The organism is Clostridium sp. OF09-36, assembly GCF_003481985.1.
Lineage (GTDB): Bacteria > Bacillota > Clostridia > Lachnospirales > Lachnospiraceae > Brotaphodocola.
Window position 1 is genome coordinate 23,800 of record NZ_QUMD01000015.1, and the last position, 16,211, is coordinate 40,010.

Sequence of the window (16,211 nt, forward strand, 5' to 3'; positions counted from 1 at the left end):
TATTATTTGTCCTCGTTTTTCTTATCCTTATGTTCTTCTTCCTCGTCCTCCTTGCGGCGGCGTGTTGCGAACATCACAGCGCCGGAAATGAGAGCTACGAAGAATGCGCCAAGACCGATTGGGAATACACCCGTCTTCGGAATTGCGAAGAGACCAGGATTCTCCTCCTCTGCCGGTCCCGTTGTCTCCTCCGGGAACGGTTCGATGGTCGGCATGGTCGGCTGCGCAGCCGCGTGACCGCCGCCACCATGACCGCCGTGGCCACCAGGTCTGTTCGGCTGTGGTTCATCCGGAATTACCGGCTTCTCCTGAGCGAACATACCTGCATCCATCGTCAGGTCGTCTTTGATGTAGCACAGATTCGGCATCCAGTCGGAGGATACATTGGCTTTCGCAAGGCTTCTTACAGCTCTCGCGAAGTTCTGCACTGCAGGCTCCTCGTAAATGTTAAACTCGGAAGAAATACCGATCCGGTAGCAGCTGTTTTCATCTACCATACCATTGACATCGCCAAGTCCGGATAACAGATCTTTGTTCCGGTTGCCCGGATCATAGATACCAGGGATTTCCAGTTCGGTTCCCTTCGGGATCCGTCCGGAGATCAGGTTGCTGTCGCCAGTCAGATTATTCTTTAACTGGTTGCCAAACATCTTGTCCAGACGATCCACACGCAGATCCATAAACGCATTCGACGGAACAATATCACTGTCTTCGCGCTTATTGTTGGTCTGGAGATCAGACCAGATCATGGTTTCCTGTCCATTCGGCTGAATGATTTTTACACGGTAACGGTAGAGACGGTCTTCCGGATTCGTGGCCTTCTTGTTCACCGCCGGTACGGTAAATTCATACCGTCCATCGGATCCTGTGGTCACCATATTCGTGCCATCCTTGTAAATCTGCCATGCACCGCGGGTCTGAATACCGGTGATGCGGATCTTCTTCTTACCTGCGAGTGTGACATCGCTGCCAGCCTCACGGTCTTTATCGATCCATGCGTTTCCGGTGTTCTTCAGATCACTCTTCTGATCGGAGGATGTCGCAATCGACGGCGATGCCTTAGAAGGCGATGCCAGCGGTGCATCATCTACCACTTCATATGTGTAGTAGGCTTCGTCTGCGTCCGGATTATACCGGTACAGAATTACGGTTGCTCCAGGAACTGCCTGTTCGGAAGCATCCTGCTTACCGTCACGGTCCGCATCGTTCCAGACGTAACCACCGATCACAATCTGGTTCCGGATAAGAAGCAGTCCGGCATCCATCTGTGCGGTCCGCATCTCCCGGATCTCTTCCGGCTCATCCTGATCCATGCGCACGTGGAAGTGGCCATCGTAGCTGTTGACCAGATTCTCATCACGCTGCATGAAGCGGAAGCTGTCGGAAACACCAAGATCACTCCGGTCGATTCCGAGGCGTGCACTCAGGTTCTCGCCTGTGTAATCATCCTCAGAAAGTACCTGAACATCCGAGTTGATATCCTTCTTCTTCGGATCATCGTTGGAAACATGGAAGGTCGTAAACTCAACCTCGTCTCCATTCGCAGACTGGCTGGATTTATCCACCAGGATACGATATTCAAACGGAACCGGTTCGTCTTCCACCTTGCCACTTGCAAGCATGATCGGCTCGCGCTCATCGAACATCGGCAGATTGTCAAAGACATACTCCCCGTTCACATTGGTCTTAACCATCGCAATGCTGATGTAGGAATCACCGGCTGCGGCTTTCGCTGCAGCAATCTTGTCCGTAAGGTCTGCACTCTGGTTCTCCAGATCTGTGATGCTTCGATCCAGAACGTTGATCTCCCGTGTCAGGACATTGTTCTCTTTCTCCTTAGCTGTTACCTGACTGGTATAAGCTTCTTTCTGGCGACGATACTTATACTCTTCTGCATTCGCCTGATCGTAGAGCTCCTGATAGTGTGCACTGTCATTCTGAAGTGCTTCCAGCTGCTCATTCAGACGATCTAACTCTTCCTGATCACCGGACTCTTCTGCTGCTGTGATCGCATCCTTTACGGTTTTGATCTCAGCATCCGCATTCAGCTTGTTCTGATGCTGTTTTTCTGCTTCCGCAGAAGCTGCTGACTGTTTCAGTTCAGCTGCATCCGCTGCCTCCTGCAATTCAGCCATCAGACTCGTGTTTTCTGCCTTCTGGCTCTGCTTCTGGCTGCGCTCTGACTCTTTGGAAGCCAGCTGCTCCAGAACGGAAACCTGCTTTTCCTGCAGCTGCTCTGCTTCGCGAAGCTTTTCATCTCTCCGCTCTACATCTTTCTTCGCCTCTGCCTGAAGGATTTCCTCCGCTCTCAGGCTCATCGGGAACAGGTAAGATCCACTGCTCCACAGATCATTCTCTGTCAGACCCAGGGCTGCCAGATCAAGATGATAATGAGCCAGATCAAACTGATATACATTCAGGAATCCATCATTCTTTCTGTACTGCAGCAGAACCGGAATCTCTGCAATGCGTTCCTCGCCGTCGTCACGAAGACCATTGTATGTCAGTCTTCCCAGTTCCTTGCCAACATCATTCCAGACTACACCATGAACCGTTCCCTTCGCGTATGGGATCAATCCGGCATCAACCGCTTCAATGGAATGAACCATATTGGCGTCATACCATGTTCCGGCAAGGCTGACCGGATTCATTCCTGCAACTGATCCGGATTCATCTGTGCCACACTCATCATACGGCAGATAGATACTCGGTTCAAGCGCATCTTTGTAGTGGAACTCTGCATGATCCGGATCAATTACCGCAGTGCTGCTTCCGCCAGGCGTGCCATCCATCTTTGATTTGCCTCTCCGGTACATCCAGGTATTGCCAGCCAGATCACTGTCTGTCTGGTAATCACCAGCTGCACTGTGAAGCGATGTAGGCGTATAACCAGCCGGCAGCTTCGGAACACCTACCCGGTAACCGACCAGATAAGCTTTACCCATATCCTGCAATGTCGGCAGCTTAAACTGCCAGCTTCCGTTCTCTGTGGTTTGTACTGATCCAACAGGCACTGCATCACTTGGCGTTGCCGTCGCGTCGATAGATGCGATCTGCTCAACAAACTTCAGTTCGCCAGATTCCTCATCTTTTTCCAATGCTCTCCAGCCCAACTCCTCACCGGCCCAGCCATAAGCGTACAGATTTACTGTTACATCTTTTACGCCCTGGTAGCCATCTCTGTGGATTCCGTCATATGGAGCGCTGCTTCCATCCGGAAGCTTCTGCACATCCGAGGAGTCATCCCAGATCACACCGGTCATGACACTGGTATCCGCCCGCATGACGCCGAAACCAATCTGCATCTGCGGCTGTCTGCGAAGAACAAAGCCTGTCGTTTCATCTGTGATGTACAACGGATTACCGGAAGCATCTTTCGGAGCTACAGTCTTGAACGCATTCGTAGATCCATCCTGCTTTCCGTCATTATCATAGTCGTACTTCAGCGGATCTGAGTAAAGAGACTGCGTCAGTCTGTAGAGCGTCTTTCCACCGGTTCCTGTCGGCAGAAGCACGTAGAATACATACTCTTTATCCGGATACATATACGGGAATACATACTCACCAGTCTTCAGATCCTCAGAAACTCTTGCCTGTGTATCTGGCGTATCCGGATCTGACGGCTTCGGCAGCTGTGTATACGTCATCATCGGCTTGCCTCTCATGTCCAGAGCCGGAAGCAGAGCGCCAGACGCGTCTTTCTCCTGGCCTTTCAGGACTGCAACTACCTGAGCGGCTCTCGGATTTGTCTCACCGTACTCGTAATCAACAAAACCATGCTCCTGGTCATCGCCCTCTGCAGAGTCGTAAATACCATTCACATTCTCGTCAATCCATACGGTTCCTCCGTATACAACCGGAAGTCCTACGCCAATATCGTAGGATACCCGCTCTTCATCTGTGTCGGAAGCCTCTACATGGATGACATCCGAGGTAAGGAAGGTCAGGGTCTTCGCGTCAAACTGACCGGTACCTGCCGCACCAAAGCCATCGAAATGATCATCCGGTGTCAGCACCTGCATGCCTACGGACGCATCGGCTTTCTTTCCAATCTCCCATGTGGTAAGACCGTAATCATTGTACTCCTCCGGCATGGTGAAACGTAAGCGGTAATTGCCTGGCAACAGATTCGGGAATATGTAGTAACCCTGGTTGCCATAGTAATCGGACTTTGTCACGGTGCTAAGCGGACCATAACCGGAAAGGACTTCTCCCGTAGATGCATCATACATCGGTTTTCCATCCGGATTCAATCTCGGGTACTTTCCATCGGCACGCTTCTCGCCAACAGCCTCACCGTTGTAGTTACACGGCAGACCATTTTCATCCAGAAGCTCTACCTTAACTCCATTGATACCAGGATCCGGAAGTCCGTCACCCCAATCCGGATCGTAAACCAGATTGCCTGTGTCTGCATCTTTCCGTGCCGCTTTCCGCTTTGGCAGCAGTCTGGAGAATCCGGTTTCTGCTGTGCCTTCCGGTACAGCATACTCGATCTCATCCTGCTTTCCGTTCGCGTTGTCGTCCAGCCATACATAATCACCAATCTCGCCCCGGTCTTCCGGATTGAATACATAAGTGATCGCATTACCAGACTCCTGCGGTTTATCACCATCGGTTGTTCCAACAAAGCTGTTTGCTGCCTTGTATTGCTGAACTCTTTCTGATATAGATGCCTGCTTTATCTCATCCTTTGCGGCAATGTAAACCGGAAGGTTCAGCGGTGTCTCCACCCGATACTTCAGGATAAATGAAGTGGTTGCATACATCTTATACTCACTCGTATCATCCCATTTCTTAAAGGTTACCGCAATATCCCGCAGGGATTTGCGAAGTTCCTCATAATGTTCCGGATGTGCCTTCCGATATGCATCCAGCTCTTCCAGCGTAATGTGGTTGTCCTGAATCCGGTTACCCTTTGTATCATAATTGATCTTGTTATTCGGCCTGTCAGTTCCGTAAGCGGATACCGCAAGCTGCTGATACAGGTTGTTATAAAAATCATTTATGTCACCGCGAAGATTCAGCGGGAACAGATTGTTGATACCGCCTGCCTGAATACTGTCTGCATCCGAAACATCCAGAAGTCCTATCTCATTCGGATCTCCATCCTGAGACCGGTCTACCACAACCGGTCCGACCCAGATCTGATACTCCTCATCCGGAATATTGTAGCTTCCATCCGAATTAGCCTTAATGCCTTTGTCCGTCACACGTCTGATCTGCTCATCTGCCGTTGTTTTCATGGTCAGCGTAAAGTTTTCTTTTTCCGGAAGCATCCACGGATTCCACATGGAACTTCGACTAACTGACTTTCCGTTCGATGAAATAATACGTTCATCTTCCGGATACGGAAGCACATCATACAGGATCGGCTCCAGCTTTAATGAAGTATCCGGCTCTGCAATGCTGTATTTTGCGGAGTTGATCAACAACAGGCTGTAGTCATAGTTCTCACCTTCCAGAACCGGAACCGGAATACTCTTAGACGATAATTCTTCATCCGGATCCAGCACGGTGCTGACCAGTTTCATTCGTGGGTACTTGCCCTCTATCTCGAAACCAATCACATCATTTCTTACCATCAGCAGCATGTCAGAGGTGTTGCTATCGTTATCATAGTCTTTACCATCACTGACTCTGTGAATACCAGTTTCCTCCGGGTCATCGCTCTTCCATTTTACCCACTGCGGGTTACCTACCTGGTCGGTTGCGTAGGCATTGGTTTCCTTATCGCGGGTAAGCGGGTCGGACGCATCCGATACACGGCTTCTGGCCAGATAATCAATCACAATCGTATCACCCGGCTTTAAGGTACCGGTAAAGAAGAACTTCAGCAGGAATTCATCACTGGAATCCGTACTGCACGGCTGATAGCCAACACCGGAATTCTTCAGATCCGCATCTGTGTACTGCTGCGGCTGCTCTTCCTTAATGACATTTCCATCTGCGTCGTACTCCCTGTGAACAACACGGTAAGTCCAGTACAACGGCTCATTTTCACCATAGGAGTTCTGTTTTCTCGTGAAGGCCGGATTCAGCGGATTTGTGGAATCCTTTTCAACCTCGTCATACGGCACATACGAGAAGTTCTTGGAATCAATCAGTAATACCTTCGGAACCTTCACCACAATGGTCGGGTTCATGAAGTTATCTTCCTTCTGCTCCGCATCCGGATCTCCGTAGTCTCTCAAACGATCCTGATCAATGTTGTCCAGCGTTACCGTAAAGCCAACCAGATTACTGGTTGACGTTACATTCAGTTCGTTAGACCATGCAAAGTACCGGTTCTGTACCTTGCCGTCTTTACTATTCTCCTTGAAGTAACGGCCATCCAGTTTCAGTTCTGCGTATGGCTTATACTGCGTCAGGATCATACCAGAACGACTGTATACCTCCGCATAACTCTTTCCTGGTTTATCGCTGGTTCCATAGTGCCTGTAATCATTGCTGTATAATTTGCTGTATCGTCCCCTTCCATACTTAATGTATGCGGTTGTATAGTTAGCCGTATACGTGCTGGTTCGAAGCTGCATATTGTTGTCATTCGCAACATCAAGGTTCATACAGATCAGACCACCATCTGTCTGCATATCATCTGCATTCGATGAGGTTGCAAACGAAACTTCATGTCTCGGATAATATCCATTTACAGACCCATCTGCCAGATTCTCAACCGTATGGGCATCCTGCTTTCCAGCCTTTCTGTAATCCGTATCGACATCCAGTCGGAAGCCCGCGGGGATCGGATACTTCTCCATGACTTCCTCATTATTACCACCGGAAATAACCCACATGATCTGGTTAATATCCTTCTGAATCTTAGGTAATATTTCGACACCATTTTTCTGTGCATCGCTTCCCTTGAGTTTTGCCAAAGAATAACTAATTGCATCACCATTGATATCAAGCAGCGGTTCCCACATGGAGTTACCCAAATCAAAGCCATCGGTAATCTCCTGACGGTAATCTCCAGTTTTCGTTCTGGAAGTATAATACAGGCTTACGGTCAGATTTTTCTCCAGTTCATCTACATAATCTTTCGAAGCAATGCCAATGTCCGGAAGTCCCTTATCCGGAATCGACCATACACCAGGCTTCACAGATTTCACCGTTGTGGTTACCTTATAAGCGGAAGAATACTCGCTTAAGTTTGCTGCTGATATATCCGGGCTGTCCTCGTTCAGTCCTCTGCCGTACAACGGCAGGTTGGAGACTGTATAGAGTGCTCCGACTGTACCACGCAGGAGGCTGGTCTCTGCCATATACATGTTGATGTCATCTACAGACTTGTAAGCCGGATCTGTCGGTGATCCGCTTCGCATCTCTACCGGACGGCTTGTTGTTACCCTCGCGTATCCCATCGGGCTTACCACGCGGAAACCTGCTGCCGTATCAAAGGCATAACGGTCTTTATGACCTTCTGTATTTCTCTGGTTATAGCTCTTATCCTCACCAGCGCGGGTTTCAATGCTCAGCTTATTGTTCGTCTGCAGGTTCAGACTGCTGTTCGATGCCGGGTTGATGAATTTCGAAGCAGGAAGCTCTGCTCCATCCCGCACAGTTGTTTTCTCTACCGGACTGGAACCATCCTGACTGTAGGTATCCGTACCGCTATAGTACGAAATACTGTCTTCATTCTGATTTCCAAACCAGCCTTCCTGACTGGAGCTGTTCTCCGGTTTCACCAGGATTCCCTGATCCGGAAGATCATAATGACCATCCAGCTTCTCCAGGTTTACAAACGCGCGGTTGTAGAAAATTTCCTTACTGCGTCCATTCTCATCATAAAGGCTGTCTGCCGCTTCCGGGTCTCCTACTGACGGAATATTTACTACCTTGGTGCGGATCTTTACTGCAAATTTCTGACCGCTTGCCAGGTAACCGGACGGGCGGTTGCCATCTACAATGCTCTTGTAGGCATCTCCCTCATTTTCTGCGAAAGGCTGATCCGAATTCTCCACGGCTTCCTGTGTTGTCAGGACAGCCGGAGGAATTACCGTGATCCGGACGAAACCATGCTCAACCTTGTCATCTGTGATATCTCCTGGTGTCTCATCGTAGATCGTCCATCCCTCTTTCTTCGCCTGTTCTGCTGTCAGAAGCCTGTCTCCCTTTCCAAACTCATCATAGGTCTGGATTCGGATACCGCTTAAGTTCTCATCCGAGTCGTAGGTCAATGTCCACGGCAGGTAATCCGAGAATACGAAAGCACCATGCGCAACATGTCCGCTCTCTGAGAGCTTCTTGCGTCTCAGACGGAGAGATTCTTCATACTGGGTTAATTTCGCAGCATCCTCCTCGTCATCCGGATTCGAACGATGCACCTTTAAGGCCACATTGCTGCTGTTAAGCAACACTTTTTCTGGCTCTAGCGGCTTTCCATTCGTATCCGTCGGATCTGTCAGATCGTCCAGAACTCTCCGGTTTCCATTTTCATCCGTCAGATACTCGTTCTTAGCATAGTTCTTCTGGTTGTCGAGACGGCTGTTCTGCGCACTCTGACCTCCGGCATCCGGATTGCTGCTGTCGTTTTCTTTCTGCATCGGTGAATCGGAAGGCTTGTTCAGTACGGTGATCGTGTACCACAGACGGCTTCCATATCCGATACCATTCTGATCCAGACCATTGCCGGCTGCATCTTCCACGCTATCCTCTCCAATTATAAGGTTCGGATTCTCAGCATAGTCATCGTAGTCAGATTCATATCCTGTGCCATCCTGATTCGGAAGGCTGCGACCCTGATAATCCGGCCAGCCATCATTATCACCTGTACCTGAAGATTCCATGTCCAGAGCAACCCTCTTGTCCAGCATGATGTTCGGATTCTTCACGTAGATCTTCATTGTGTTTTCCACAAATGCGCCGCCTACGGTCTTTCCATCCTCCTGCATGCCAGGCTGTTTGTTTCCGTTTACATCCAGATCCTGATACAGAACTGGAACCGGTTTTCTCAATCCATGGCCACCGTTGATTACCCGCGCGGTCAGAAAACCTTCCTTTTCCAGGTCGGACTGTTCCTTAATATTATTACCAGAATAGTCCTCCACATCAACAAAGGAAGAGGTGTCTGATTCCTTGCCACGCTCCATGTCACCAAGCAGCGTGCGGTCTTTGATTCTGCCATCCGGTCCAGTGCTGTCCAGTCTGGTATCACGGAAGATGTGGTAACTATTCCTATGATCATAATCCCTATAACTGTAACTCTCTGGATAACCAAACCGCTCACCTGTTCCACAGTTCACATGATCCATGTAATAACCACTATACTCCTGTCCTACGCTGAACGGATTGCCCACTTCATGGAAAACAGAATCTCCCTTTTCGTTGTCATTCCGGTCATCGGTCAGGAACTTGAATCCGTCGATCCAGGCCGAAGCAAAGCTGCGGCTCTGCTGCCATCTGCGAAGAAGAATATTGCTCTCCGGCTCATTCTCCTTTGCATAGGCGATGCTCTGATCATGATCATTCGAAGCTGTTACCTCTGCATCCGGCATCTCCACAGCCATCACCCGCACATCCATCTGGATATTTTTGTTCCATGCAAGCTTCGGTGCATTCAGAACCTTATTCATATCCTTTGAATCCTGCGGATTCGTGAGCGGATCATAGGAGTCAGAGTTTACCACAGCCACGCCTTCCTTCGGAACCAGGCGTACCATGTAGCGTTTTGCTTCTGCAATGTACTCCACTTCAGCACGGTAATTCTTACGGGATACCGTTGGATCGGAGATTGTCTGATTTGCGTCAGCTGACGGTATTCCATTCTTATCCTGCAGGGTGCTTACATTCCGTACCCGAACCATAAAGTCAGGATCAGAATTGCTCCAGCTCTGCTCGGACTGCGGATTCTTCGGCCACGGCTTTCCGTCTTCATCTACCGGTACAATACCCTCCGGCAGTAATACAGAAAGAGTTGGCACCGGATAAGCTGCGCCATCCTGCACTTTTGCCTTATTGATATCCGCAAGATTGGCCGGATTCTGATAAATGCCCTTCTCTGTATCATACGTCTGAATATAACCACCATTCAGATCATCATAATCTGGCACATATCCATAATTGTTGTTATATGAAATAAACGGATATGTATATTTCAGAACTTTTCCTGATCCTGTTCCTGACAGTTCATCATACGGCAGATAATGTAGCGTCTTTGCACTTTCCTGAAGTTTACCATCAATACTGCTATAACGATAGCCCAGCTTCAAATTATTCATCACAGACTGGTTTTCCGCAAACAGGCTGATGGTAAACGGGGTCTCCAGTTCCTGATAAAACTCATCGAATTTTGTCTGGTTCTGAATCGGTATGGTGCCATCGGCTACTTCACTCCAGTGGCGTACTACCGGCTTTAAGAGTCTTGCCTGGCTTCCGCTGACTGCATAGTGGCTTGCGCCATCCCAGTAGTCTGTAAACGCTGTATGGCTGTCCAGTTTCTTTGGGATTTTCTCTGTGGTCTGCGCTTTTTCATAAGTGGAACTGAACCAGTTTCTTCCAGTGAAATACGGAGTAAATGGTGCGTATACACGAGGATTGCTAGTAGATATATAGCTCGAATACGGACTATAAGTATAATATCCTTTGTACTTATAGAATTTATCCATACCATAGATCTGCTGGTAATTGTTTTTCGGCAGCCAGGATGTATAACTATTGTTCGCCATACCCGGGAGCATATCACCGCTTCGATAGCTCTCATCGTAGATCTGGCAATACAGCGCATTCTGATTCTGCGTTCCATCCTCTTCCGTCCACGGAGCCACATAGACCATATCATAGTATTTTTCCTGATCCGGCTGTCCATATACCACGCCGGAGAGGTCTACCGTAATCTGGTACTGTTTTTCCGTACTGGGCTCAGTCAGATTTCTTCCCCACCACTGTTTCAGCGGATTTTTCACCTGAACCTGCACTACCCACGGCACATCTTCATCGCTGTAGTACGAATCCGTCTCTTCTATACCAGAATCATAATCATCCGCGAGAACCGGATCCTTGGCAATCTTCGGTGCCTTGTACAGTTCTGCCGTATGACCATCTTTATCTAGCTTCTTTACCGGACTACCATCTTTGTCTGGCCGCTGCAGAATGATTGCAGAAGTCTGCAGCTGTATGCTTCCAACAGTTGCCGTATCCGTATCTCCCAATGCGCCACCATACTGCGCATCGCGAATCACCGGGTTATCATCATCATCCAGCTCCGGCATGGTGCCAAGCGGATATACATAGGTAAAGGTTACACCATCTAACGGCCAGTCACCATAGTTGATTGCGGTCAGGCGTGTCTGAAATTTATCGCCATACTGCATAGCCGGTGTGTACACACGAAGATTCGGATCTGCATACAGGAAACGGCTATAACCACTGGTGTATTCTTTCGCCTCAATCTGGTCATTCTCCCCATTGATATCTCCGGCATAATACCGGTCGGTCATCAGGTTTGCGTATCCGGCCAGCCATGCCATCTGCAGATGGAGACTATCCTCGGCCCAGAGAATGTTTTCTGCCCAATCCGGATCCGTTTCATTTTTTTCATCCGCTATGTCGTTCGCCCATTTTTCAATGCCTCGATCCACATAATTTGCATAATCCTGCTTAGGATCTTTTGTTGGGTCATTCGTCTGTGCCTTTGTCAGCTGATAGGTACGGGCATTCATCAACAGGCTGTACCAGTCACAATCATGATGAGTATTAGATGAGATTAATCTCCAATACCTGAGTTCCTGAGTCTGCTCTGCACTTGCAGCCGCAGGCGTTTCTGCGTCCACCACAACACTCTGACGCTGACCTGTCTGCATGTCAAAGTCAAAGAATCGTCCGGAAACCCCATGGTCTCCAAGAGATCCTGAATTATTATTTGAAATCGCCTTATTTCCAGGGATTTGTACCGTGCTCCGATCCAGGAATTCATACCGCGGCTGTTTTGTATCATCCCAATAGAGCCGATCAGTCTTCTGCTCCGCTCCCGTCTCATCGGTTGTCACAGTCTGCTTCGGAACATAGGAAGTTACATTTCCTGCCTCATCCAATACTGGAATATAGCACCGGCTCATGCCATCCCGCTTTCCAGTAAATCCAACATCATGAAGCAGCAGGTTCATATCCATTACCTGCGTTCCCGTACTACTGATGTAAGGTCCCCTTGGATTCTCCGAGCTGTTTATAGCATACTGTTGATAGTTATACTCACCAATCCGTGGCAGATACATGATCTTTCCGTTTTCATCCGAATCCTTAAAGGTCGTAACCGGAAGTTCCTTCTCATTCGCCCTGGTCTTGTAGCTGATCTCAATCTTCTCTCCGCGTTCCAACGCAGAGGTAAGATCTTTGCTGGCAAAGGTGTAGGTATAAACATAGTAATCGGTATCATATGCTCTGGTACTGCCTGTAGTATTATTCGGGGCAATCTCTCCTGCAACCTGGCTCATGGTATTGCGGTCAAATGCCTCCATACCACCAACATCCTGTGCCCGTAACCGGTAAACGGTTACTACCGGATCTTCATACCCCGTCTTCAGGGTCTTACCATCAGCCAGATACCACTTGACAGTAACCGCTTTCTTCACTTTGTTCCAGTCAAGGGTAATCGGATCTGAACCAATCGGAATCCGCTCTCCAGTCTCTGGATCTACCGGAACCAGTTCAGCTGGAAGGGTAAGGTAACTTGCCGGTACCTTATCAATGACTGTCGGCTGATATACCGGACCGGTACCCAGTACATGTTCCTTTTTAATACTACTGCTGCTGACTGAGTAGTTGTTAGGATCTCGACTCCAGGTATACGGATTGTCTACTTTCGCAGTTCCTGTATACTCCGGCTTTAGCGTTCCGCTAGACGTCGTATTCTCCAAATAATACCCCGGATTAGTTGTAAACAACGTATTCTGTACATTTTCTATGGTAACCTTATTCCAGAGATCCTGATTTGGACGGTAGGAATAGATCGGTTTCGCGGTCTCATTTGTCAGATCACCTTCTGCAGCAAAGGTTTCTGCCTTCATGCTGATCTGCGGCATGCGGCGCAGTACATTGGCCATTACCATTGTACCAATACCAAAACGGTAGGTATCTTTCTCGATTGCGGTTGATGTGGAATCAGCTGCATCCGATACAGAAGCCTTAACACCGGTTTCGTTCTGGTAATCCTTCTCAAAGTCTTTGGCAGGTTTGCCCCAGTTGCTGCTGGTGGCTTTTCCGGTTCCAATCGTCGTATAGTTATCCTCTGCGGAAGCGTCACGGTACCACTCCTGGGTAACATCTACCGTGTAGTTATACCCGTAATCCTTCGGAACGACATTCTTCTTAATGTCTGCCCAACAGCTGCTTCCATAAAGCTTAACAACCGGAACTGTCAGATAATCTCCTGTTGCTTTGTCCACGGCATTCAGTCCGATGTACTCCAGACGCAAGCGCGCAATCTCTCTCGGATCAACCGGACGATAACGGCCATCTGGATAATCGTCATCTGGTGTATGCCAGTAATACCACTCCTCTCCCTGTTCAAGCTCCGAATCATGTCCACCTAAGGCTTTTATCTCTTCTGCGGAATATACCTTCCGGTATCCATCCTTCGCATAGCGGTCTTTAGCCGGATAATCCGGATCATATGCAACATCCAGCAACTTCGAATTCTTAATCGAATCCTTAAGTTCCCCATCCTCATTCAGATCACCCCGGAACTGTATATACATCACTGCAGTCCGGTCACTATCCGGATACGACTTCGAATCACTTCCGGATACGGCATTGTACGCCAGCTCATCCCAGGATGGCAGACGGTTTAATTTGAAACCCTGAAGTTCTTTCAGATCCTTCAGTCCATAACGCTTATAGCTTCCATCAGATTCTTATTGCCAGAGAGGAAATCCATAGTGAGATCCATATACGCTGCATAGCGCTTCGGCTCATTGCGGATTGTACCTGCCGTTGCATCATTGCTGTTGCCATTCGCAGTTCCGACTGTCAGAACCGCCGTTTCTCCATCGAGTTTCGTATCCATATGGATCTTGGCAGACGGCGGAGTCTGTGGTGTATAGAACTTCATTCCACCTGATACTACCTGTGCACGGGTTCCATTTAAGTCCTCCACGTTTTCCTTTTCCGTAGTATTTCCAGACGGAATACGGTAATAAGCAACCGTTGAAGCACTGTCAATGGTCTCCTGTCTTGCACTCTGTTCAGCGTAAGAAGTATTCTTACCACTCGTTTCCAGAACACCTTTAATCGTGTTATCTTTAGAAGTATACGTGTAATCTTCCTTTGCCTTCGGATTCGCGGAACCCTGCGGTTTGGTACTCGTAAAGTAGAACGGTTCATAGTCATGGACTTTCTGTCCACCTACAAATACCTGGGTTTCCAGCAGCTTACTCTGGTTCGTCTGGGAAGTCAGGCTGGCGCTGCTGTTATTCGCAGTATTTTCCACCTCCAGCACAACCAGAATACGAATACCCTTGTTGACCGGAATTGTGCCATGGATCTGCCATACCATATCCCGTACCACGTTATTCGTTACCGTCTTTGCGCTAAACGTGGAGAACGTTCTCGCAAGATTGAAGAAGTTCGGACGTTCCATCTCCATGCCGCTGTACTCATCCTTCAGTTCCTTATTCTCCGGAACTAACGGATACGCAGCAAGATCTGTGATCGTTCCTGTTTCTCCGGTTGTATCAAACGCTTCAATCTTATCATGTCCGATCGGGGTAAATCCAACTGCATCCGAATCTGCCACAGCCACACTGACTGGCTGAGGGTCAGCACCCGGAACCTCAGAACCGTCCCGATTCACTCGCGGAAGTGTTCCCAGATCGAAATTATCCGGCATATAGATCCATCTTGCAATACGCATGCCGTCCGGTGCTACAAAACGGATTACCGGGTTGATCCAGTCAACGCTCTGACGCAGCTTACCACTCTCGGTAGGTACATCGTCTTTCGCGTTCACCGCTGTCACGTAGTAAGATACCCGGTCGCCCGGAAGCAGACTGCTGACATCGACGGTCTGGTCATACTGATTATCTTTTGTATCCGGATTGGCCTTATCAAAATCATTACCGCCATAGGAGAATCCTCTCGGCTCATGCAAATTGTTTTCCTGTGCATCTGGATCTGGGATGGAACTTTGTCCCGCATTCTTATACGGAAGGCGGTTCACTGCTATATTCAGCTTGGCTGCACGGTTTGTGAAGCGCAGCTTCTTATAGTTATCAAATTCTTTACTGATATTTTTCCATCCTTCATTATTGGATACATGGGTAACACTTTCCACACTGGCCGTATGCATATGCAGTTTTACCTGATTTGTGATGATTCTGGACAGCTCCAGCGGATTAGTTTTTACCGTTGGGCGGCTCTTTAAATCCCACTCAGGTGTTACTTTCGGATCTGCATCATGGTACTGTTCTGCAAAAATACCATCAAACAGCAGCTCTGCCGGATCTATGGTTTCGTTTCCAGTCAGTGTTGCATCACCGGCTACATTCGGTCCAAAGTAACGGAGCATATTCTGGTGATAATCATTCTTCCAGTTTGTCCGTACCTTCAGGCTGTAATCCATAGCCAGAAGATTGTTCTGTAGGAAGTATCCGCCGCCGGAATCTGCATCGAGCTTAGCCGGTGTCAGAATATCTCCATCCTTCGTTGTTCCGAACATCTTTTCTACATCGATCTCATAGTAAACCGCATCTGCATAGTTGTCCGTGCGGTTTCCGGAAGCATCCACATAGAAAATGTAATCCTTAATGTTCTTTCCACTGATGGGTTCAGCACTTCCGTCATCCTTAAGAACGGATCCGGCCTGACTCAGGTCTCCATCCACCTTAATCAGCGAGTTCAGCATTGCTTCATATAAATTATAGGTTGCAACTTTACCGCTGTCTGTCCGTCCATCTGCAGAAGTTAAGGCCCAATTTGCTTCTTTTGCTGTATACAGCATAAGTTCAGATACCGCGAACTTGTTTTCACCAACTACGTTTTTCAGCTGTTCAGTATCGAAGGAACCATTACTCTGCTTATCGCTGATGGTCTTTCGGATAAACTGGATCGGAATCCAGATATGCTGTGTCCGGAGTCCCTCCGGGAGCACATCCACATAGTTGAGTTCGTTGTAATAAACGCCGCTGTCATCCAGTCCCGGAATTTCCGTTGAATTGCCCTTCGCTGTCGTGTTGGTAGCCCATACACGGTAACGAATGCTGTTCGGCGTTTTATTA

2 protein-coding genes are annotated in these 16,211 nt (G+C 48.5%); both read right to left on the reverse strand.

Annotated features, from left to right (window positions below):
* Positions 1-2 precede the first annotated feature (2 nt).
* Entirely contained in the window at positions 3-13,694 is a 13,692-nt protein-coding gene (locus DXA97_RS12420; RefSeq protein WP_118720395.1) for a hypothetical protein, read from the reverse strand.
* Between the two features lie 122 nt (positions 13,695-13,816).
* A complete protein-coding gene (locus DXA97_RS12425; protein WP_118720397.1) occupies positions 13,817-16,090 on the reverse strand; it encodes a hypothetical protein in 2,274 nt (757 codons plus the stop codon).
* Between the last annotated feature and the right edge of the window lie 121 nt (positions 16,091-16,211).

Excerpts from the sequence above, each read along its gene's own strand:
- DXA97_RS12420 (WP_118720395.1), bottom strand. The coding sequence starts at position 13,694 with ATGTATATACAGTTCCGGGGTGATCTGAATGAGGATGGGGAACTTAAG.